The organism is Blastococcus sp. PRF04-17 (assembly GCF_023016265.1).
GTDB lineage: Bacteria > Actinomycetota > Actinomycetes > Mycobacteriales > Geodermatophilaceae > Blastococcus_B.
This window is the reverse complement of sequence record NZ_CP095412.1, coordinates 308,776-328,600: the sequence shown is the minus strand read 5'-3', so window position 1 is coordinate 328,600 and position 19,825 is coordinate 308,776. Positions and strand designations below refer to the sequence as shown.

At 72.8% G+C, this 19,825-nt stretch carries 20 protein-coding genes and 2 pseudogenes; 10 read left to right on the top strand and 12 right to left on the bottom strand.

The features are described from left to right. Position 1 precedes the first annotated feature (1 nt). From MVA48_RS01675 to MVA48_RS01660, 4 genes are read right to left on the bottom strand one after another with little or no spacing between them, the layout of a single operon-like run. A complete protein-coding gene (locus tag MVA48_RS01675) occupies positions 2-355 on the bottom strand; it encodes a non-heme iron oxygenase ferredoxin subunit (protein ID WP_246985071.1) in 354 nt (117 codons plus the stop codon). Next, a complete protein-coding gene (sufD, locus tag MVA48_RS01670; RefSeq protein ID WP_246985069.1) occupies positions 352-1,623 on the bottom strand; it encodes a Fe-S cluster assembly protein SufD in 1,272 nt (423 codons plus the stop codon). The genes MVA48_RS01675 and sufD overlap by 4 nt, the downstream gene beginning before the upstream one ends. Further along, a complete protein-coding gene (gene sufB / locus MVA48_RS01665) occupies positions 1,623-3,050 on the bottom strand; it encodes a Fe-S cluster assembly protein SufB (RefSeq protein WP_246985067.1) in 1,428 nt (475 codons plus the stop codon). Before sufB ends, sufD begins: the two co-directional genes overlap by 1 nt. Further along, on the bottom strand, positions 3,047-3,751 hold the full coding sequence (locus tag MVA48_RS01660) for a helix-turn-helix transcriptional regulator (RefSeq protein WP_246985065.1): 705 nt from the start codon (positions 3,749-3,751) through the stop codon (positions 3,047-3,049). Before MVA48_RS01660 ends, sufB begins: the two co-directional genes overlap by 4 nt. 178 nt (positions 3,752-3,929) lie before the next feature. On the opposite strand from MVA48_RS01660, the gene MVA48_RS01655 reads away from it, so the two are divergent. Next, positions 3,930-4,856, top strand: a complete 927-nt coding sequence (locus MVA48_RS01655) for a COX15/CtaA family protein (RefSeq protein WP_246985063.1) — start codon at positions 3,930-3,932, stop codon at positions 4,854-4,856. Positions 4,857-4,945: 89 nt separating this feature from the next. Here MVA48_RS01655 and MVA48_RS01650 read toward each other — a convergent pair whose 3' ends face one another. Together MVA48_RS01650 and MVA48_RS01645 are read right to left on the bottom strand one after the other, a co-directional pair. Beyond that, on the bottom strand, positions 4,946-5,233 hold the full coding sequence (locus MVA48_RS01650) for a hypothetical protein (protein ID WP_246985061.1): 288 nt from the start codon (positions 5,231-5,233) through the stop codon (positions 4,946-4,948). Beyond that, entirely contained in the window at positions 5,230-6,162 is a 933-nt protein-coding gene (locus MVA48_RS01645) for a heme o synthase (protein WP_246985059.1), read from the bottom strand. The genes MVA48_RS01650 and MVA48_RS01645 overlap by 4 nt, the downstream gene beginning before the upstream one ends. A gap of 237 nt (positions 6,163-6,399) precedes the next feature. Between MVA48_RS01645 and tkt the strand changes: the two genes are divergently transcribed. The 9 genes and pseudogenes from tkt to MVA48_RS01605 all read left to right on the top strand — a co-directional run bounded on the left by tkt (position 6,400) and on the right by MVA48_RS01605 (position 14,153). Beyond that, positions 6,400-8,610 carry a transketolase gene (tkt, locus tag MVA48_RS01640; RefSeq protein ID WP_246985057.1) on the top strand — a complete coding sequence of 737 codons (2,211 nt, stop codon included), beginning with the start codon at positions 6,400-6,402 and terminating at the stop codon, positions 8,608-8,610. Positions 8,611-8,645: 35 nt separating this feature from the next. Beyond that, positions 8,646-9,746, top strand: coding sequence for a transaldolase (gene tal, locus MVA48_RS01635; protein WP_246985055.1), 1,101 nt, complete (start codon positions 8,646-8,648; stop codon positions 9,744-9,746). An 81-nt stretch (positions 9,747-9,827) separates the two neighbouring features. Next, positions 9,828-11,297, top strand: coding sequence for a glucose-6-phosphate dehydrogenase (gene zwf, locus MVA48_RS01630; protein ID WP_246985053.1), 1,470 nt, complete (start codon positions 9,828-9,830; stop codon positions 11,295-11,297). Between the two features lie 25 nt (positions 11,298-11,322). Then, positions 11,323-11,562 (top strand): annotated as a pseudogene (locus tag MVA48_RS23895) (glucose-6-phosphate dehydrogenase assembly protein OpcA); the annotation flags it as partial. A gap of 79 nt (positions 11,563-11,641) precedes the next feature. Beyond that, complete coding sequence (locus tag MVA48_RS01620) at positions 11,642-12,361, top strand: glucose-6-phosphate dehydrogenase assembly protein OpcA (RefSeq protein ID WP_246985051.1); 720 nt, start codon at positions 11,642-11,644, stop codon at positions 12,359-12,361. Then, positions 12,358-12,651, top strand: a pseudogene (locus MVA48_RS23310) (6-phosphogluconolactonase); the annotation flags it as partial. The gene MVA48_RS01620 and the pseudogene MVA48_RS23310, both read left to right, overlap by 4 nt. Continuing rightward, on the top strand, positions 12,588-13,124 hold the full coding sequence (locus tag MVA48_RS01615) for a 6-phosphogluconolactonase (protein ID WP_256461112.1): 537 nt from the start codon (positions 12,588-12,590) through the stop codon (positions 13,122-13,124). The pseudogene MVA48_RS23310 and the gene MVA48_RS01615, both read left to right, overlap by 64 nt. Further along, positions 13,121-13,897: a PIG-L deacetylase family protein gene (locus MVA48_RS01610; protein WP_246985048.1), complete on the top strand. Its 777-nt coding sequence runs from the start codon at positions 13,121-13,123 to the stop codon at positions 13,895-13,897. Before MVA48_RS01615 ends, MVA48_RS01610 begins: the two co-directional genes overlap by 4 nt. A gap of 97 nt (positions 13,898-13,994) precedes the next feature. Then, on the top strand, positions 13,995-14,153 hold the full coding sequence (locus tag MVA48_RS01605) for a hypothetical protein (protein ID WP_246985046.1): 159 nt from the start codon (positions 13,995-13,997) through the stop codon (positions 14,151-14,153). A gap of 20 nt (positions 14,154-14,173) precedes the next feature. Here MVA48_RS01605 and MVA48_RS01600 read toward each other — a convergent pair whose 3' ends face one another. The 6 genes from MVA48_RS01600 to gap all read right to left on the bottom strand — a co-directional run bounded on the left by MVA48_RS01600 (position 14,174) and on the right by gap (position 19,785). Next, positions 14,174-14,530 (bottom strand): RNA polymerase-binding protein RbpA, encoded by a 357-nt coding sequence (locus MVA48_RS01600; protein ID WP_256461111.1) that lies wholly within the window; start codon positions 14,528-14,530, stop codon positions 14,174-14,176. An 88-nt stretch (positions 14,531-14,618) separates the two neighbouring features. Next, the gene (gene secG / locus MVA48_RS01595; RefSeq protein ID WP_371821178.1) at positions 14,619-14,855 is read right to left on the bottom strand and encodes a preprotein translocase subunit SecG; all 237 of its coding nucleotides are present in this window, start codon (positions 14,853-14,855) and stop codon (positions 14,619-14,621) included. A gap of 62 nt (positions 14,856-14,917) precedes the next feature. Beyond that, a complete protein-coding gene (locus MVA48_RS01590; RefSeq protein WP_246985041.1) occupies positions 14,918-16,699 on the bottom strand; it encodes an ABC transporter substrate-binding protein in 1,782 nt (593 codons plus the stop codon). A 48-nt stretch (positions 16,700-16,747) separates the two neighbouring features. Continuing rightward, a complete protein-coding gene (gene tpiA, locus MVA48_RS01585) occupies positions 16,748-17,575 on the bottom strand; it encodes a triose-phosphate isomerase (protein WP_246985032.1) in 828 nt (275 codons plus the stop codon). A gap of 12 nt (positions 17,576-17,587) precedes the next feature. After that, positions 17,588-18,781 carry a phosphoglycerate kinase gene (locus tag MVA48_RS01580; RefSeq protein WP_246985030.1) on the bottom strand — a complete coding sequence of 398 codons (1,194 nt, stop codon included), beginning with the start codon at positions 18,779-18,781 and terminating at the stop codon, positions 17,588-17,590. After that, the gene (gene gap / locus MVA48_RS01575) at positions 18,781-19,785 is read right to left on the bottom strand and encodes a type I glyceraldehyde-3-phosphate dehydrogenase (RefSeq protein ID WP_246985028.1); all 1,005 of its coding nucleotides are present in this window, start codon (positions 19,783-19,785) and stop codon (positions 18,781-18,783) included. The genes MVA48_RS01580 and gap overlap by 1 nt, the downstream gene beginning before the upstream one ends. Positions 19,786-19,825: the final 40 nt, after the last annotated feature.

Genomic DNA, 19,825 nt, shown 5'->3' with positions numbered 1-19,825 from the left:
CTCAGTTGCTGGCCGCGGCGGGGAGGCTGTCGTCGATCGACACGTCGACGTACACGTCCTCCCCCTCCACGCGGACCGGGTAGACGGCAACCGGCTCGGTGGCCGGCAGGTTGGTGGGTTCGCCGGTGCGCAGGTCGAAGCACGACCCGTGCAGCCAGCACTCGATGGTCGGGGCGCCCTTGAACTGCTCGACGTCCCCCTCGGACAGCGGCACCTCGGCGTGCGAGCAGAGGTCCTCGATCGCGTAGACCTCGCCCTCGAACCGGACGACGGCGATGTCGACGTCGTCCAGCTCCACCCGCAGGGAACCGGGCTCCTTCACGTCGGAGAGGGCGCAGACCCGCTCGAAGCTCACGCGGGAACCTCCTGGTCCTCCAGACCCGGCAGGGCACCGAGGCGGGCCTCGATCGAGCCCATCAGCCGGTCCTGCAGGGCGTCGATGCCGATCCGCTGGACCACGTCGGCGAAGAAGCCCCGGACCACCAGTCGGCGGGCCGTCTCGGCGTCGATGCCGCGCGAGCAGAGGTAGAACAGCTGCTCGTCGTCGAACCGGCCGGTGGCGCTGGCGTGGCCGGCGCCGACGATCTCGCCGGTCTCGATCTCCAGGTTCGGCACGGAGTCGGCGCGGGCGCCGTCGGTCAGCACCAGGTTGCGGTTGAGCTCGTAGGTCTCGGTGCCGGTGGCCGCCGGGCGGATGCGGACGTCGCCGATCCAGACCGTGCGCGCGTTCTCGCCCTGCAGCGCGCCCTTGTAGAGGACGTTGCTGCGGCAGTTCGGCACCGCGTGGTCGACCCAGAGGCGGTGCTCCTGGTGCTGGGTCTCGTCGGCGAAGTAGACGCCGAAGAGCTCCGCGGTGCCGCCGGGGCCGGCGTACTGCACGTTGCTGACCAGGCGGACCAGATCGCCGCCGAGCGTGACCACGACCTGCGTGAACGTCGCGTCGCGGCCGACGACGGCGTCGTACTGACCGCCGTGCACCGCACCGGGCGCCCAGTCCTGGACCGACACCAGGGTCACCTGCGCGCTGTCGCCGACGAGCACCGCGACGCCGCCGGAGTACCGGGCCACACCGCTGTGGTCGAGGACGATCGTCGCCGTGGCGAAGGCACCGACCTCGATGACCAACTGGCCCCACACCACGTCGTCAGCACCGGTGCCGGCCAGACCCAGGGTGACGGGGCGGTCCAGCTGCGCCTCCTGGGCCACGCGGAGGACCGCGGCGCCGCCGCTGCGCTGACGGGTCAGCGCGGCCAGCCGGTCGGCCGGCTCGGGCAGGCCCTTGAGCAGCGGGTCGTCCGCCTCGACGCTGGTCAGCTCGACGCCCTCGGGCAGGTCGGAGGTCCAGCTCAGGTGCGCGTCCGAGGGGGCGCCGTCCAGGAGCGGACGGATCCGCTTCATGGGCGTGAACCGCCAGGTCTCCTCGCGACCGGTGGGGACGCCGAAGGCGTCCGGGTCCAGCGAGGTGAACCGCTCGGCCGGCGAGCCGGTCGGGGTGGGACCGCCGTGCGAGTGCGCGCTGGGTGTCACGCCGGTGCTGTCTGCGGGCGTGGTGGGAGGACCCGCCTGCGCGCCGACGCCGGGGGCGAAGAGCTCGGAGGCGAGCGTGTTGTCGGGGGCTGACATCAGCCGACGGCACCTTCCATCTGCAGCTCGATGAGCCGGTTGAGCTCGAGGGCGTACTCCATGGGCAGCTCGCGGGCGATCGGCTCGACGAAGCCGCGCACCACCATGGCCATGGCCTCGTCCTCGGTCAGGCCGCGGCTCATCAGGTAGAAGAGCTGGTCGTCGCTGACGCGGGAGACGGTCGCCTCGTGGCCCATCGCGACGTCGTCCTCGCGGACGTCGACGTAGGGGTAGGTGTCCGAGCGGCTGATCGTGTCGACCAGCAGCGCGTCGCACTTCACCGTCGACTTGGAGCCGTAGGCGCCTTCGTCGATCTGCACCAGGCCGCGGTAGGACGTGCGGCCGCCGCCACGCGCGACCGACTTCGACACGATGGTCGAGGAGGTGTTCGGTGCGGCGTGCACCATCTTGGCGCCGGCGTCCTGGTGCTGGCCCTCGCCCGCGAAGGCGATCGAGAGGACCTCGCCCTTGGCGTGCTCGCCGGTCATCCAGACCGCCGGGTACTTCATCGTCACCTTGGAGCCCAGGTTGCCGTCGACCCACTCCATGGTCGCGCCCTCGTGGGCGACGGCCCGCTTGGTGACCAGGTTGTAGACGTTGTTCGACCAGTTCTGGATGGTCGTGTACCGGCAGCGCGCGTTCTTCTTGACGATGATCTCGACGACCGCGGAGTGCAGCGAGTCGCTCTTGTAGATCGGCGCCGTGCAGCCCTCGACGTAGTGCACGTACGCGCCCTCGTCGACGATGATCAGCGTCCGCTCGAACTGGCCCATGTTCTCGGTGTTGATCCGGAAGTAGGCCTGCAGCGGGATCTCGACGTGCACGCCCGGCGGCACGTAGATGAACGAGCCACCCGACCACACGGCGGTGTTCAGCGCGGCGAACTTGTTGTCACCGGAGGGGATCACCGAGCCGAAGTACTCGCCGAAGATGTCCGGGTGCTCCTTCAGGGCCGTGTCGGTGTCGAGGAAGATGACGCCCTGCTCCTCGAGGTCCTCACGGATCTGGTGGTAGACCACCTCGGACTCGTACTGCGCGGCGACACCCGCGACCAGCCGCTGCTTCTCCGCCTCGGGGATGCCCAGCTTGTCGTAGGTGTTCTTGATGTCCTCCGGCAGCTCCTCCCACGAGGTGGCCTGCTTCTCGGTGGACCGCACGAAGTACTTGATGTTCTGGAAGTCGATGCCGGAGAGGTCCGAGCCCCAGTCGGGCATGGGCTTGCGGTCGAAGAGCTTCAGCGCCTTGAGCCGCCGCTCGAGCATCCACTCGGGCTCGCTCTTGCGGCGCGAGATGTCGCGGACGACGTCCTCGGACAGGCCGCGCTTCGCGGACGCGCCGGCGACGTCGGCGTCGGCCCAGCCGTACTCGTACCGGCCGAGCTGCTCGATCTGCTCGTCCTGGGTGAGCGGCTGCTGCGTGCTGGTCATGCGGGCGTCCTCTCCCGTTCGGGCCTTGCGGGTGCGGCGGTGCGGGGTGTGTCAGGTACAGGGCGCTGCGGGACTGTTCTGTTCCCCGCGCGCTGTGACCCGGGCCGTAGGGGCCCGGGGATGTGTGTGGTGCAGATCCCGTCGCCGTGGGCGATCGTGGCCAGCCGCTGCACGTGGGTGCCCACGAGCCGGCCGATCACCGCGGTCTCGGCCTCGCACAGCTGGGGGAACTCCGCGGCCACGTGCGCCACCGGGCAGTGGTGCTGGCAGAGCTGCCCCCCGCTGGAGATCGCCGAGGCCGTGGCAGCGTAGCCCTCGGCGGTGAGCGCGGCCGCGAGGGCCTGCGCCCGGTCGCCGGCCCCGGCGACGGCCGTGGACGCACGGGCCTCCAGGCCCGCCATCTGCGCCTCGGCGACGGCACGGACGGCGTCCGGCCCGCCCAGCGCCGCCACCTGGCGCAGGGCGGTCAGCGCGAGGTCGTCGTAGGCGTGCGGGAACGCCGAGCGGCCGGCATCGGTCAGGTGGAAGCGGCGGGCCGGGCGGCCGCGGCCCCGGTGCGCCTCCCTCGTGAGCCGCTCCTCGACCCGGCCGGTGGCCAGCAGCGCATCGAGGTGCCGGCGGACGGCCGCCGGCGAGATGCCGAGCAGCACGGCGAGCTCGGCGGCGGTCTGCGGACCGTGCTCGAGGAGGAGCGCGCTCACGCGGTCGCGCGTGCGACGGTCGTCGGCAGGTGCCGGCCGGTTCGTCGCGACGGTTTCCACAACACAAGTGTGTCCTATTTCGAGGACCTCGCAACCAAGGCTGCCCTAACAACGCCGCCGACAGGGCGGCCGTCGTGACCAGGCTCACCGCCGGGGCGCACCGCATAGCATCGACGCCGTGCCGGTCCTGCCCACCGCCTTCTCCCCCGCCGCCGTCTCCCGGGTGGCGCTGGCCAACGCGGTCGCCAACGGCGTCATCGTCATCACCGGCGGCGCGGTGCGGCTCACCGGCTCGGGGCTGGGCTGCCCGACCTGGCCGCGCTGCACCGACGAGAGCTTCGTCGCCACGCCCGAGCTGGCGGGGCACGGCGCGATCGAGTTCGGCAACCGGCTGCTCACGTTCGTGCTGACCGCCGTCGCCATCGCGACCGTCGTCGTGGTGTTCCGGTCGGCGCGCCGGGACCTGCGCGCCCTCGCCGTCCTGGCCTTCCTCGGCATCCCGGCGCAGGCGCTGCTCGGGGGCGTCACCGTGCTGACCGGCCTCAACCCGTGGACCGTCGCGGCGCACTTCCTCGTCTCGATGGTTCTCGTCGCCATCACCACCGTGCTGTGGCTGCGCTCGCGCGAGCCCGGCGTCGGTCAGCCGCTGCTGCGCCGTCCCTTCGTGCTGCTGGTGAACGGCATCGCGGCCGTCACCGCCGTCGTCCTCGCGGTCGGGACGGTCGTGACCGGCAGCGGCCCGCACAGCGGCGACCCGGAGGCCGGCCGGACGGGCTTCGACCCCGAGCTGGCCAGCCAGGTGCACGCCGACGTCGTGTTCCTCCTGCTCGGATTGACCGTCGCGCTGCTCGTGGCGCTGCACGCCACCGACTCCCCCGACCGCGTCCGCCGGGCGGCCCGCGACCTGCTGATCGTCCAGCTGGCACAGGGGGTCGTCGGGTACGTCCAGTACTTCACCGACCTGCCGGTGCTCCTCGTGCTGCTGCACATGCTGGGCGCCGTCCTCGTCACCGCCTACACGGCACGGCTCGTGTGGTCCGTCCGCGGCCCGGTGTCCGAACTGCCGCTCACCCCCGCGACGCCGCAGGCAGCGGCCACCCGCTGACCCGCCGAGGCAGCGAGAGTGCCCTGGAACCGGTATCCGCAGCTCGGGATACCGGTCCGAGCGCGATCTCGGCAAGTTCCGGCGACGCGTCAGTCGTGCCAGACCAGGACGACGACCTGCGCGCCGTCGGGTGACTCCCAGCGGCCGCCGGTGACGGTCTCGCGTGCACTGCGCGCGTCGGACCAGGCGGGCCAGGCGTCGTCCTCGTCGTGCCAGACGAGCCGCCCGCCGGCGAAGTAGGTGACCACCGGCCGGCCGCCCTCGATCAGCTCCTCGATCTCGGCGCGCTCGATCCGTGGCGCGACGATCGAGTAGGTGCGTCCGTCGGCGCCGACCAGCTGGCCCATGCGCGCGTTGGCGAGGTCGCGCCGGCTCACACGATGGCGTCGACGACGATCGCGACCATGAGCAGGGCCAGGTACGAGATCGAGACGTGGAACAGCTGCATGGGCCTGGTCTCGCCGCCGCGCGCGATCCGACCGAGCAGCCGGTGCGACTCGAGGACGAACCAGGCCCCCAGGAGTGCCGCCGGCACCGTGTAGCCGAGCCCGATGCCGTAGCCGGACGCGACCGGCCACAGCAGCAGCGAGACGGCGACGGTGATCCAGGCCCAGGCCACCGTCTGCCGGCCGACCGAGAGCTCCGTGGTCACCACCGGCAGCATCGGGACGTCGGCCCGCGCGTAGTCGGCCTTGAACCGCAACGCCAACGCCCAGAAGTGCGGCATCTGCCAGCACCAGACCACGGCGAACACGACGACGGCCGGCCAGTCCAGCGAGCCGGTGACCGCGGCCCAGCCGATCAGCACCGGCGCGGCGCCGGGCACGCCGCCCCACTCGGTGCTGCGGCGGGTGTGCCGCTTGAACACCATCGTGTAGAGGACGGCGTAGTAGAAGATCGCCCCGGCCGCGAGCGCGGCGGCCAGCAGCGTCGTGGTGAGCGCCAGCAGCACCACCGACGTGACCGACAGCACCGCGCCGAAGACCAGCGCCGCCCGCGGCGAGACCGCCCCCGTGACCAGTGGCCGCTTCTGGGTCCGCTGCATCAGCCGGTCGATGTCCCGGTCGAACCAGCAGTTGAAGACGTTCGCGGCACCGGCGGCCAGCGTCCCGCCCAGCAGGGTGAACAGCAGCAGCGAGAGCGACGGCCAGCCGCGCGCGGCCAGCATCATCGCCGGCACCGTGGTGACCAGCAGCAGTTCGATGATCCGCGGCTTGGTGAGCCCGACGTACGCGCCGACGCGGGTACGGATGGCCGACGGCGGCCGGCGGGTCGCCTCGGCGCGGCGTTCGGAGAGCGCCGTCACCGGGAGCCGGACCTGAACAGCACTAGCCCTACTTCCGAGCATGGGACGGGGACCGAGCCACTGTAGCCCGGCCGGGGCAGCCGCCCAGCGCTGCGGCATCGGCCGTGATGACTAGGCTTGATCGCGTTGCTGCGGCGCGCGCAGCGGGTAGAGCGACGGCGTGCTCCCGGTCCAGCGCCGGCCCGGGACGGACGCTCAGCCGCAGGACGCAGGCCAACTCGAGGGAGCACCCACCAGATGACCCAGAGCACCGAGCCCGAGGCCCCGGCCGAGGCGGCGACCGACGCCGCCACCGGCCGCCCGGCGCAGCCCCGGCCGACCCTTCCCGACGGCTTCGGCGACCTCGACCGCCGCGCGATCGACACCGCCCGGGTGCTGGCGATGGACGCCGTCCAGAAGGTGGGCAACGGCCACCCCGGGACGGCGATGAGCATGGCGCCGACCGCCTACCTGCTCTTCCAGAAGTGGCTGCGCCATGATCCGTCCGATCCGAACTGGGTCGGCCGCGACCGCTTCGTGCTGTCGATGGGCCACTCGAGCCTGACCCTCTACGTGCAGCTGTACCTGTCCGGCTACGGCATGGAGCTCGGCGACCTCGAGGCGCTGCGGACGTGGGGCTCGCAGACCCCTGGTCACCCCGAGGTCAACCACACGCCGGGTGTGGAGACGACGACCGGCCCGCTCGGCCAGGGCGTCGGCAACGCGGTGGGCATGGCCATGGCCGCCCGTCGCGAGCGCGGCCTGCTCGACCCCGACGCCGCCGAGGGCGAGAGCCTGTTCGACCACACCATCTGGTGCTTCGCCTCCGACGGCGACCTGCAGGAGGGCGTCAGCGGCGAGGCGTCGTCCCTGGCCGGCACGCAGGAGCTCGGCAACCTCGTGCTGGTCTACGACGACAACAAGATCTCGATCGAGGACGACACCACCGTCGCCTTCACCGAGGACGTCGGCAAGCGCTACGAGGCCTACGGCTGGCACGTGCAGCGGGTGGACGACGGCGAGGACCTCGCCGCGGTCGACGCCGCCTTCGCCGCCGCCAAGGCCGAGACCGGCCGCCCGTCGATCATCGTGCTGAGGACGATCATCGGCTGGCCCGCCCCCAACAAGCAGAACACCGGCGCCGCGCACGGCTCGGCGCTCGGCGCCGACGAGGTCAAGGCCACCAAGGAGATCCTCGGGTTCGATCCCGAGCAGGACTTCGAGGTCGCCGACGAGGTCATCGCGCACGCGCGGAAGGTCGTCGACCGCGGCCGCGAGGCGCACGCGCAGTGGCAGCAGCGGTTCGACGCCTGGCAGCAGTCGAACGCGGACGCCGCCGCGCTGCTCGAGCGCATGTCCACCCGCACGCTGCCGGAGGGCTGGGCCGCCAATCTGCCCAGCTGGGACGCCGACCCGAAGGGGATGGCCACGCGCAAGGCCTCCGGCGAGGTGCTGGCCGCCATCTACCCGGCGCTGCCGGAGCTGTGGGGCGGCTCGGCCGACCTGGCCGAGAGCAACAACACCGCCGTCAAGGGCGAGCCGTCGTTCCTGCCGGCCAGCCGCCAGACGAAGATGTGGTCCGGCGGTCCGTACGGCCGCACGCTGCACTTCGGCGTCCGCGAGCACGCGATGGGCGCCGTCATGAACGGGATCGCCCTGCACGGTGGCACCCGCGTGTACGGCGGCACCTTCCTGACGTTCTCCGACTACATGCGCGGGGCGGTGCGGCTGGCCGCGCTCATGCAGCTGCCGGTCATCTACGTGTGGACGCACGACTCGATCGGTCTCGGCGAGGACGGCCCGACCCACCAGCCGATCGAGCACTTCGCGGCCCTGCGCGCCATCCCGGGCCTGGACGTCGTCCGCCCGGCGGACGCCAACGAGGTGGCGGTCGCCTGGCGCACCGTCCTCGAGAACAACGACCGGCCCGCGGGGCTGCTGCTGTCGCGGCAGAACCTGCCGGTCTTCGACCGCGGCGAGTTCGGCTCGGCCGAGGGGGTGGCCCGCGGCGCCTACGTGCTCGCCGAGGCCTCGAACGGCTCTCCCGAGGTCATCCTGCTCGGGACCGGATCCGAGGTCCAGATCGCGGTGGCCGCCCGGGAGCAGCTCGAGGCCGACGGCGTGCCGACCCGCGTGGTCTCCGTCCCGTGCGTCGAGTGGTTCGCCGACCAGGACCAGGCCTACAAGGACGAGGTGCTGCCGCCGTCGGTCCGCGCACGGGTCAGCGTCGAGGCGGGCGTCCCCATGGGCTGGCGCGAGTTCGTCGGCGACGCCGGCCGGATCGTCGGCCTCACCCACTACGGCGCCAGTGCCGCCTACGGCGTGCTCTACGAGAAGTTCGGCCTCACGCACGAGGCCGTCGTGTCGGCCGCCCGCGAGAGCATCGAGGCCGCCGCCGGGGGCAACGCCGTGCCGGCCGGTCCGGTCGCTGCCACGGGCGGCCTCCCCCACCCCACCGGCGACCGCTGAACCCCGCTCCCCACCCATCGAGAAGGACACGAGACATGGCACAGAACGAGAAACTGGCCGAGCTCTCCGAGGCAGGGGTCGCCGTCTGGCTCGACGACCTGTCCCGCGACCGCATCCGCAGCGGCAACCTGCAGTCGCTCGTCGACGAGCACTCCGTCGTGGGCGTCACCACGAACCCGACGATCTTCGCGGCGGCGATCAGCGGGTCGGAGTCCTACGACGACCAGCTGCACGCCCTGGCCGTCCGCAAGGTCAGCGTCGAGGAGGCGCTGCGCACCATCACCGCCGCCGACGTCCGGGACGCCTGCGACCTGCTCGCGCCGGTGGCGCAGATGTCCCCCGGCGACGGCCGGGTCTCCCTCGAGGTCGCCCCGGGGCTGGCGCACGACACCGACGCGACGGCGGCCGAGGCCGGTCACCTGTGGTGGCTGGTCGACCGCCCCAACCTCTACATCAAGATCCCGGCGACCGAGGCCGGGCTGCCGGCCATCACCGAGACGATCGCCAACGGGATCAGCGTCAACGTCACGCTGATCTTCAGCCTCGAGCGGTACCGCGCGGTCATGGACGCCTACCTCTCCGGCCTGGAGAAGCGGCTGGCGAACGGCGGGTCGCTCGAGGGCATCGCCTCGGTGGCCTCCTTCTTCGTCTCCCGCGTCGACACCGAGATCGACAAGCGCCTGGAGAAGAGCGGCGCCGACGCGTCGCTGAAGGGCAAGGCGGGCATCGCCAACGCCCAGCTGGCCTACCAGGCCTACGAGGAGGTCTTCTCCTCCGACCGCTGGCGGGCGCTGGAGGCCCAGGGGGCCGCCCCGCAGCGGCCGCTGTGGGCCTCGACCGGCGTCAAGAACCCCGAGTACTCGGACACGATGTACATCTCCGAGCTGATCGCGCCCGGCACGGTCAACACCATGCCGGAGAAGACGATGAAGGCCTACGCCGACCACGGCGAGCCGGGCACCCCGGTGCAGAAGTCCTACGAGGACGCGGCCGCCGTCATGCAGGCGGTGGCCGACGCCGGCGTGGACCTCGACGACGTCTTCCGCGTGCTCGAGGACGAGGGCGTGCAGAAGTTCGTGGACTCCTGGGACGAGCTCACCGAGTCGGTGCGCACCGAGCTCGAGGACAAGAAGTAAGGGGCGTGCAGAGCCCCCGGACCGAGGACTCCCCATGATCCCCAACCCGCTGCGGGACCCGCGCGACCGACGCCTCCCCGGGTGCCGGAGCCGTGCGCCCTGGTGGTGTTCGGCATCACCGGCGACCTGGCCCGCAAGAAGCTGCTGCCGGCGGTCTACGACCTGGCCAACCGCGGCCTGCTGCCGACGAACTTCGCCCTGCTCGGCTTCGCCCGCCGGGACTGGGAGGACCAGGACTTCGCCGAACTCGCCCGCAAAGCCGCCCGCGAGCACGCCCGTACGCCCTGGCGCGAGGACGTCTGGGAGCAGCTGGCCACCGACATCACCTTCATCCAGGGCTCGTTCGACGACGACGACGCCTTCGACAGCCTGGCCGCCACCCTCGCCGACCTCGAGGGGAGCCAGGGCATCGGCGGCAACGCCGCGTTCTACCTGTCCATCCCACCGGCCATGTTCCCCACGGTGCTCAAGCAGATGCAGCGCACCGGCATGGCCGAGAGCACGCCCGAGCGCTGGCGCCGGGTCGTGGTCGAGAAGCCGTTCGGGGAGGACCTGCCCTCCAGCCGCCAGCTCAACGAGCTGGTCGACTCGGTGTTCAGCGCCGACGACGTGTTCCGCATCGACCACTACCTGGGCAAGGAGACCGTCCAGAACCTGATGGCCCTGCGGTTCGCCAACGAGCTGTTCGAGCCGATCTGGAACGTCCACCACGTCGACTCGGTGCAGATCACGATGGCCGAGGACGTCGGCATCGGCGGGCGGGCCCAGTTCTACGAGAAGACCGGCGCCGCCCGGGACGTCCTGCAGAACCACCTCCTGCAGCTGCTGGCGCTCACCGCGATGGAGGAGCCGGTCGAGTTCTCCGCGGAGGAGATCCGGACCGAGAAGCTCAAGGTGCTGCGGGCCATCTCGGTGCCCGAGGACATGGGCACCTTCGCGGTCAGGGGCCAGTACGAGCCGGGGTGGCTGGCCGGCGAGCGGGCCAAGGGCTACCGCGAGGAGGAGGGCGTCGACCCCGACTCGAGGACCGAGACCTTCGCCGCCGTCCGCCTCGGTGTGGAGACCCGCCGGTGGGCCGGCGTCCCGTTCTACCTGCGCACCGGCAAGCGGCTGCCCCGCCGGGTCACCGAGATCGCGCTGGTGTTCAAGCGAGCGCCGCACCTGCCCTTCGCCGACACCGACACCGAGGAACTCGGCAACAACCAGCTGGTCATCCGCGTGCAGCCCGACGAGGGGGTCACGCTCAAGTTCGGGTCGAAGGTCCCGGGCAGCGTGATGGAGGTCCGGGACGTGTCCATGGACTTCCTCTACGGCGAGCAGTTCACCGAGAGCAGCCCGGAGGCCTACGAGCGGCTGCTGCTCGACGTGCTGCTGGGTGACGCGACGCTGTTCCCCCGCAACGCCGAGGTGGAGGCGTCCTGGGCGGTCATCGACCCGCTCGAGGAGTTCTGGGCCGGTACGACCCCGCACCTCTACCGGGCCGGCGAGTGGGGCCCGCGGGCGGCCGACGAGATGCTGGCCGCCGAGGGACGGAGGTGGCGCCGCCCATGAGGTCGCCCATGAGGAGGACGAGGCCATGACCACGCTCTGGGACACCACCGGGTCCGCCGTCGTCAAGGAGCTGGCCGCCCAGCGCCGCACGGGCGGTGCGGTGCTGTCCGGCGTCGCGCTGACGCTGATCGTCGTCGCCGACGAGAGCCGGGTCGCCGAGGCCGAGGAGGCGGCGACGCACGCCGCCGAGATGCACCCCTGCCGGGTGCTGATCGTGGTGCGCCGGCAGATCGACGCCCCGGTGCCGCGGCTGGACGCCGAGGTGCTGATCGGTGGCCGGCTGGGTCCGGGCGAGGCCGTGGTGATGCGCATGTACGGCCGGGCTGGGGCTGCACGCCGAGTCGGTGGTGCTGCCGCTGCTGGCCGCCGACGCGCCGGTGGTCGCCTGGTGGCACGCTCCGCCACCGGACCGGTTGGCGACCGACGCGCTCGCGGTCTTCGCCGACCGGCGGATCACCGACAGCTCCATGGCCGAGGACTGCATCGCGGCGCTGCGCACCCGCGCCGCCGACTACGCCCCCGGCGACACGGACCTGACGTGGACGCGGAGCACCGCGTGGCGGGCGATCCTCGCCTCGACGCTGGACTCGGTGTCCGGCCGCCGCGGCGCCCCGGTGGAGGTACGCGGCGGCAGCGTGACCGGCGACCCGGGCAACGCCACCGCCCAGCTCCTGGCCGGGTGGCTGTCGTCGCGCTGCGGCTGCCCGATCTCGGTGGAGCCGACCGACCGCCGCCCCGGGGAGAGCGGTGTCTCCTCCGTCGTCCTCGTGCTCGACCAGGACGAGGAGGTGGAGATCCACGCCGACCGCCGGGGTGGCGCCGTGATCAAGCAGCCGTACCGGCCGGACGCGACGGTGGCGCTGCCCGAGCGCGTGCTCGGCGACCTGCTCAGCGAGGAGCTGCGGCGGCTGGATCCGGACGAGCCCTACAGCGACGCGCTCGAGGCGGTGACCGGCGTGACCGGGCTGGCCGAGCGCAAGGAGACCCGCGAACACGTCTGGGTCGACCCCGCCGAGCAGAACGGCCAGGGCACCAAGCCCCGGAAGAAGGCTGCCGCGACGTGAGCGCACCTACCCCGGACGTGGTCGTCGAGCCGGACGCCGATGCGCTCGCGCGGGTCGTGGCCGAGGCGCTGGTCGCCCGGCTGGCCGCCGCGCAGGCGGTGCACGACGGCCGCGCGTCGGTCGTCCTGACCGGCGGGGGCATCGGGACCGCCGTGCTGGAGCAGGTCGCGGGCCTGGCCGCCGAGCCGGTCCGCGAGACCGTCGACTGGGAGCACGTCGACTTCTGGTGGGGGGACGAGCGCTTCGTGCCCGCCGGGAGCGACGAGCGCAACGAGAAGCAGGCCCGCCAGGCGCTGCTGGGCCGGGTGGGCGTCCCCGAGCACCGGATCCACGCGATGCCGCCCTCCGACGGGGGTTCGCCGAGCCCGAGGACGCGGCAGCCTGGTACGCGGGGCAGCTCGCCGCCGCGGCGCCGCCGGGCGTCCCACTCCCCCGGTTCGACGTCCTGCTGCTCGGCATGGGTGCCGAGGGGCACGTTGCCTCGATCTTCCCGGACTCCCCCGCGGCCGCCGACGACCGGCCCGTGGTCGCCGTGCGCGACTGCCCCAAGCCGCCGCCGACCCGGGTCAGCCTCGGCTTCTCGGCGATCAACTCGGCCGAGGAGGTCTGGCTGCTGGTCGCGGGCGAGGGCAAGGCCTCCGCGGTGGCCCGCGCTGTCGCCGGCGCCGAGCCGACGGAGCTGCCCGCCGCAGGGGTGCACGGCCGGCGGGCCACCAGGTGGTTGCTCGACCGCGCCGCGGCGGGCATGCTGCCCGGTCGATGACCGGGACGACGCGCGACCTCCTCCAGCACCCCGAACCCGGTGACCGCTGGCTGGTCGCCGTGGCGCACCCGGACGACGAGTCGTTCGGGTGCGGCTCCACGATCGCCCACGCGACGACGCGCGGCGCGGAGGTCACGGTGGTGTGCGCCACCCGGGGCGAGGCCGGCGAGCCGGCGGCCGAACTGCCGCACGGGACGGACCTCGGCAGCGTCCGCGAGGTCGAGCTGCGCCGGGCCGCCGGCCACCTGGGCGTGGCCCGCCTCGAGCTGCTCGGCTACCGGGACTCCGGCTTCGACGGCGCCTGCGGCCCGGGGGCCCTGTGCTCCGCGCCGGTGGACGAGCTCGCCGTGGTGCTGGGCCGGCTGGTCGAGGAGATCGGCCCGGACGTCGTCGTGGTCCTCGACGGCAGCGACGGCCACCGCGACCACCTGCACGTGCGGGCCGGCATGCGCGCCGCGCTCGCCGGCTCCCAGGGTCCGGCGCTCTACGAGCACTGCCTGCCCAACAGCCTGCTGCGCCGGTGGCTGGACGAGATGCGGTCGGTGCGGCCGGACACCGCCTACCACGGCCTCGACCCCGCGACCCTGGGCCGGGCCGACGAGGACGTCACCGACGTCCTCGACACGACCGCGGTTCTCGACCGGCGCGAGGCCGCCATGGCCGAGCACCGGTCGCAGACGTCTCCGTTCGACGGGCTCAGCGCCGACCTGCGCCGCGCCTTCCTGACCGCCGACCACCTCGCCCGCGTGGATCTCTCCGACCACCACGCGTGACGACGGGCCGGGTCCGGTGCATCCGATGACCCGGGTCGCGGCCTCTCCCCGGCAGAGGCGGCATGCTCGCCGCACCCGTCCAGCCAGGAGTACGCCGATGACCGTCGTCCAGACGCGCGAGTACGTCGTCCCCGCCCCCCGGGCCGGGGAGCGGGTCGCTGAGGAGCCGCGCCCGGAGGTCCGGCGCCGCACCCGACCGATGTCGCAGTACTGGGACCACCGGACCGCGCGGTGGGAGACGCGACCGCGCGACTGACCCGGCGCGACTGACCCGGCTCAGAGCCCCCGGCGGCTGTGCAGCCGGGAGAGCGCCTCCTCGAGCAGGGCGTCACCGTCGGCGTCGCTGCGCCGCTCCCGCACGTAGGCCAGGTGCGTCTTGTAGGGCTCGGTCCGCGGCGCGGGCGGCGGGTTCTGCTCGTCCTGCCCGGCCGGCAGGCCACAGCGAGGGCAGTCCCACAGGTCGGGCACGTCGGCGTCGCTGGCGAAGGCGACCCGGGTCTCGTGCCGGTTGGCGCACCAGAACGGGACCCGGTTCCGGGGGGCCACCTCGCCGCGCTCGGCCTCACCCATCGGACCTGCTCCGACCCGGGTGCCCCGGATCGCGTTGCCACCAGCCACGAGCGCCCCCTGCATCGGGTACGGGATGTGCGGCCAGTCGCCGCGCGCGCAGTCTAGGGCCTGGAGCGGCGATCCCGGGTCACGATCGTGCGCGGGTCCGGCGTCAGGTGGTCTTGACCAGGATGCCGAGGCCGACGATGCACACGGTCCAGATCGCCGCCGTGAAGACGGTCAGCCGGTTGAGGTTCTTCTCGACGACGGCCGAGCCACTCAGGGACGACGACGCCGCGCCGCCGAACATCGACGACAGACCGCCGCCCTTACCCCGGTGCAGCAGGATGAGCACCACGAGGAGCACGCTGGTGATCACCAGCAGCACGTTGAGGATCAGCTCGATCATTGTCTCTCCAGGCTCGCGACCGGCGACGGGCGCCGGCTCCGGTCTCCGAGATTAGCCGACGCTCAGCGCACGCCGGCGGTGGCGACGTCGTAACCGCTGTACGGCTGCATCACGACGCCGTTGCGCAGCCGCTGACCGGCCACGAGCTGCACGCGGGTCTCGGCGAGCGGGACGTAGACGGCCGCGTCGGTGACCGCGGCCGAGACCGCCCGCCACGCCTCCGGTTCCCCCGACGCGCGGGCCTGGTCGACCAGCGCGTCGACCGGCTGGGCGGCGAGTCGGGCGTAGTTGGTGTTGCCGACGGCGCGGATGCTGCGGCTGTCGACCAGGGGGACCAGGAACGAGGCGGGGGTCGGGAAGTCCGCCGTCCAGGTGGCCAGGACGATGCCGTAGCCGTTGGCGGCCACGTTGGCCGGATCGCCGACGTCCGTCGCGTAGAAGGACGTGGCGGGCAGCGGACGGATCTCGACCCGGATGCCGACCTCGGCGAGCTGCTCGGCGATCGCCTCGGCCACGTCGACGCTGACCTTCGTGTCGGCGACGGCCAGGACCGTGTCGAAGCCGTCGGGCGCTCCGCACTCCTCGAGCGAGGCCCGCGCGGCGTCGAGGTCGGGACCGCGGTCGGCGTCCTCCGGGCCGTCGCCCAGGGCGCGGGGCCACAGCTGGGAGCTGCGCACCGCGTTCACCGGCCCGCCGAGCGCCTCCTGCACCGCCCGGCGGTCGATCGCGGCGGCGACCGCGGCACGGCAGGCGGCGTCGTCCATCGGCGGGACGACCGTCGGCAGCGCCAGCAGCCGCAGCGCGCCGGTCGTCAGGTCGTCGACCCGGTCGCGCACGGGGTGGTCCTCGTCGGCGGCGAGCCGGGCCGTGGTGGCGGGCTGGACTCCGGCGCCGGTGGTGTCGAGGTCGGCCGAGCCGGCGAGCAGCGCCTGGTCGCGCTGGACCCCGCCCAGCCCCGAGCGGACCACTACCTGGTCGGGCAGCGCGGTGCGGACGTCATCGGTCGCCGGGTCCCACTGGGGGTTGCGGTCGAGCAGGATCCCGGCGGCCGGATCCACCGACGTGATCGCGTAGGGCCCCGACGACACCGGGTCGGCGCCGTAGCTGCCGCCGGTGTCGGCCTCGGCCGGCACCGGGCTGCTCGAGGGCAGCGCCAGCACGTAGGGCAGATCGGGCTGAGGAGCGCGCAGCCGGAAGACGATGGTGCGCTCGTCAGGGGTCTCGATGGATGTGAGCTCCGGGTCGTCCTCCTCGCGGGAGTACGGCCCCGGATAGGGGTTGCCCGGGTCGTCGAACAGGTCCACCACGTACGTCGGCCCGCCGACGATGACGTCGGAGGCGAACGAGCGCTGGATGCCGTACTTCACGTCCTGCGCGGTGATCGGCCGGCCGTTCTCGAACCGGACGTTCTCGCGCAGGGTGAACGACCAGCTGCGCCCGTCCTCCGACACCGTGCCGAGGTCGGTGGCCAGGTCGGGGACCAGGGTGCCGGTGGCTCCTGGCTCGGTGCTGTAGGTGACCAGCGTGCGGGTGTAGAGCCGCATGAGGTTCCACACGCCGGGGAGGTACGAGCGTTGCGGATCGAGGCTGTCGATCTGACCGGTGACGACGCGCAGCGTGCCGCCGGTCCGGTCCGACGGCGCGCGGACGCCGTCCACGGCCGCGTTCGGCTCGCCCTCGACGACCGGGACGTCGGCCCGCCCGCCCGAGCCGCCGAGGCAGCTGACCGCCACGACGACGACGAGGACCACGACCGCGCCGGCCGCGATGATCCGTCGTCGGGGCCACCACCCCCGCGCCCAGGACGGGAGCCGGTGGTCGAGCCGTTCGAGCGTCTTCTCCACAGCCTGCTGTTCCGCCCCCGGTTGTGCGGCCGGCGGCGGCAGCGGCGGTCAGCTGCCGTCGGCGGCGATCCGACAGATCTGTGCGAACTCGTCGGCGTCCAGGCTGGCACCTCCGACGAGCGCACCGTCGACGTCCGGCCCGGCCAGGATCCCGGCCGTGTTCGCGGCCTTCACCGACCCGCCGTAGAGGATACGTACGGAGTCGGCCGTCTCCGTACCGTGACGCTCGGCGAGCCGTGACCGGAGTGCGCCGCAGACCTCCTGCGCGTCGTCGGGCGTGGCCACCTCGCCGGTGCCGATGGCCCACACCGGCTCGTAGGCGATCACCAGCGAGGCGATCTGCTCGGCGGTGAGGCCGTCGAGCGACGCGTCCACCTGCGTCGTGCAGTAGGAGACGTGCTCACCGGCCTTGCGGACGTCGAGCCCCTCTCCCACGCACACGATCGGCGTGAGGCCGTGCCGCAGTGCCGCCTGCGCCTTGACGGCGACCACGGCGTCGTCCTCGGCGTGGTGCTGCCGGCGCTCGGAGTGGCCGACGGTGACGTACTCGCAGGCCAGTGCCGCGAGCATCCCGCCGCTGATCTCACCGGTGTAGGCGCCGGAGTCCTGGACCGAGAGGTCCTGGGCGCCGTACCCGAGGGTCAGCTTGTCGCCGCTGACGAGGGTCTGGACGCTGCGCAGCGCGGTGAACGGCGGCAGGACGACCACCTCGGCGACGTCGAGCACGGTGTCGGGAACCGTGAAGACCAGCTTCTGCACCAGGCCGATCGCCTCGAGGTGCGTCATGTGCATCTTCCAGTTGCCGGCGATCAGCGTGCGGCGGTCGCCGCCCTGGAAGGCGCCGCGGCGCGGTGCGGCCTGCTGCTTGCGTGCCATGTCAGCCCCTGATCAGTCGGCGAGGACGGCGAGGCCCGGGAGCTCCCGGCCCTCGAGGTACTCGAGGGAGGCGCCGCCACCGGTGCTGATGTGCCCGTAGGCGCCCTCGTCGAGCCCCAGCTGGCGGACGGCGGCGGCGGAGTCCCCACCGCCCACCACCGAGAGCCCGTCGACGGCGGCGACCGCGGCCGCCACCCCGCGGGTGCCCTCCTGGAAGGGGGCCAGCTCGAAGACGCCCATGGGGCCGTTCCAGAACACCGTGCGTGCGTCGCCCAGCTCGGTGCCGAAGAGCTCGACCGTGCGCGGGCCGACGTCCAGGCCCATCTGGTCGTCGGGGATCCGGTCCACCGCTACCGTCGCCGTCGGCGCGTCGGCGGCGAATTCCGGGGCGCAGACGACGTCGACCGGCAGGACGATGCGGTCGCCGGCCTCGGCCAGCAGCCGCCGGCAGGTATCGACCTGGTCGGCCTCCAGCAGCGACTTCCCGACGCCGTGGCCCTGCGCGGACAGGAAGGTGAAGCACATGCCGCCCCCGACCAGCAGCCGGTCGACCTTCGGCAGCAGTGCCTCGATCACGGCCAGCTTGTCGCTGACCTTGGACCCGCCCAGGACCACGACGTAGGGCCGCTCGGGCTCGGTGGTCAGCCGGCGCAGGACGTCGAGCTCGCGGGCGACCAGCCGGCCGGCGTAGTGCGGGAGCCGCTCGGCCACGTCGAACACCGACGCATGCTTGCGGTGGACGGCGCCGAACGCGTCGTCGACGTAGACGTCGGCGAGGGCGGCGAACCGGTCGGCCAGCTCTCCGCGCTCGGCGTCGTCCTTGGACGTCTCGGCGGCCTCGAAGCGCACGTTCTCCAGCAGCAGGACGTCGCCGTCGCCGAGCGCGGCCGCCCGGGCGGACGCGTCGTCCCTGGCGACGTCGGCCGCGAGCGGCACCGGCGCGCCCAGCAGCTCACCGAGGCGCGCCGCGACCGGCGCCAGGGAGAACTGCGGGTCCGGCGCGCCCTTGGGGCGGCCGAGGTGCGCGGCGACCAGTACCCGTGCCCCGGCCTCGCGCAGGGCCTGCACGGTGGGCAGGCTCGCCCGGATGCGGCCGTCGTCGGTGATCTCGCGCGTGCTCTTGTCCAGGGGGACGTTCAGGTCGGCGCGCAGGAGCACGCGCCGACCCGAGACCCCCTCGGCGAGCAGGTCGTCGAGGGACCGCATCAGAGGGACTTGCCGACCATCGAGACGCAGTCGACGAGGCGGTTGGAGTAGCCCCACTCGTTGTCGTACCAGCCGAGCACCTTGGCCATCGGGCCGAACACCTTGGTCAGCTTGGCGTCGTAGATGCAGGACGCCGGGTCGGTGACGATGTCGGAGGAGACGATCGGCGCGTCGGTGTAGGTGAGGTACTTGCCGAGCGGACCGGCGGCGGCCTCGCGGTAGGCCTGGTCGATCTCGTCGGCCGACGCCTCGCGGGTCAGCTGGACGGTGAGGTCGGTCGCCGAGCCGGTGGGCACCGGGACGCGGATCGCGTAGCCGTCGAGCTTGCCCTTGAGCTCGGGCAGCACCAGACCGATCGCCTTCGCGGCGCCGGTGGAGGTCGGCACCATGTTCAGCGCGGCGGCGCGGGCGCGGCGGAGGTCCTTGTGCGGCCCGTCCTGCAGGTTCTGGTCGGCCGTGTAGGCGTGGATCGTCGTCATCAGGCCGCGCTCGATGCCGAACGCGTCGTTGAGGACCTTGGCCAGCGGGGCCAGGCAGTTGGTGGTGCAGGACGCGTTGCTGATGACCGTCTGCGAGCCGTCGTACAGGTTGTCGTTGACGCCCATGACGATCGTGATGTCGTCGTCGGTGGCCGGTGCGGAGATGATGACCTTCTTCGCGCCGCCGGCGTCGACGTGCTTGCGCGCGTCCGCGGCCTTGGTGAAGAAGCCGGTCGACTCGACGACGACGTCTACGCCGAGGTCGCCCCACGGGAGCGCGGCGGGGTCGCGCTCCGACAGCACCTTCATCGTGGTGCCGCCGATCTTGATGCCTTCGCCGTCGGCGGCGACGTCCTCGGCGAGGACGCCGAGGATGCTGTCGTACTTGAGCAGGTGCGCCAGGGCCTCGTTGCTGGTCAGGTCGTTGACCGCAACGATCTCGATGTCCTGGCCGCTGGCGGCCGCGGCACGCCAGAAGTTCCGCCCGATGCGGCCGAAGCCGTTGATGCCCACCCGGACCGTCACTGGAGCCTCCACGTTGCTCGGGGGCCGCGCGTCGGGGATG

What these genes read in the sequence shown, in the direction of transcription:
- MVA48_RS01580 (WP_246985030.1), bottom strand. Translation starts at nt 18,781, where the DNA reads ATGCGGTCCCTCGACGACCTGCTCGCCGAGGGGGTCTCGGGTCGGCGC.
- secG (WP_371821178.1), bottom strand. Translation starts at nt 14,855, where the DNA reads ATGATCGAGCTGATCCTCAACGTGCTGCTGGTGATCACCAGCGTGCTC.
- MVA48_RS01610 (WP_246985048.1), top strand. Translation starts at nt 13,121, where the DNA reads ATGACCGGGACGACGCGCGACCTCCTCCAGCACCCCGAACCCGGTGAC.
- sufD (WP_246985069.1), bottom strand. Translation starts at nt 1,623, where the DNA reads ATGTCAGCCCCCGACAACACGCTCGCCTCCGAGCTCTTCGCCCCCGGC.
- tal (WP_246985055.1), top strand. Translation starts at nt 8,646, where the DNA reads ATGGCACAGAACGAGAAACTGGCCGAGCTCTCCGAGGCAGGGGTCGCC.
- sufB (WP_246985067.1), bottom strand. Translation starts at nt 3,050, where the DNA reads ATGACCAGCACGCAGCAGCCGCTCACCCAGGACGAGCAGATCGAGCAG.
- tkt (WP_246985057.1), top strand. Translation starts at nt 6,400, where the DNA reads ATGACCCAGAGCACCGAGCCCGAGGCCCCGGCCGAGGCGGCGACCGAC.
- MVA48_RS01600 (WP_256461111.1), bottom strand. Translation starts at nt 14,530, where the DNA reads ATGCAGGGGGCGCTCGTGGCTGGTGGCAACGCGATCCGGGGCACCCGG.
- tpiA (WP_246985032.1), bottom strand. Translation starts at nt 17,575, where the DNA reads ATGGCACGCAAGCAGCAGGCCGCACCGCGCCGCGGCGCCTTCCAGGGC.
- MVA48_RS01605 (WP_246985046.1), top strand. Translation starts at nt 13,995, where the DNA reads ATGACCGTCGTCCAGACGCGCGAGTACGTCGTCCCCGCCCCCCGGGCC.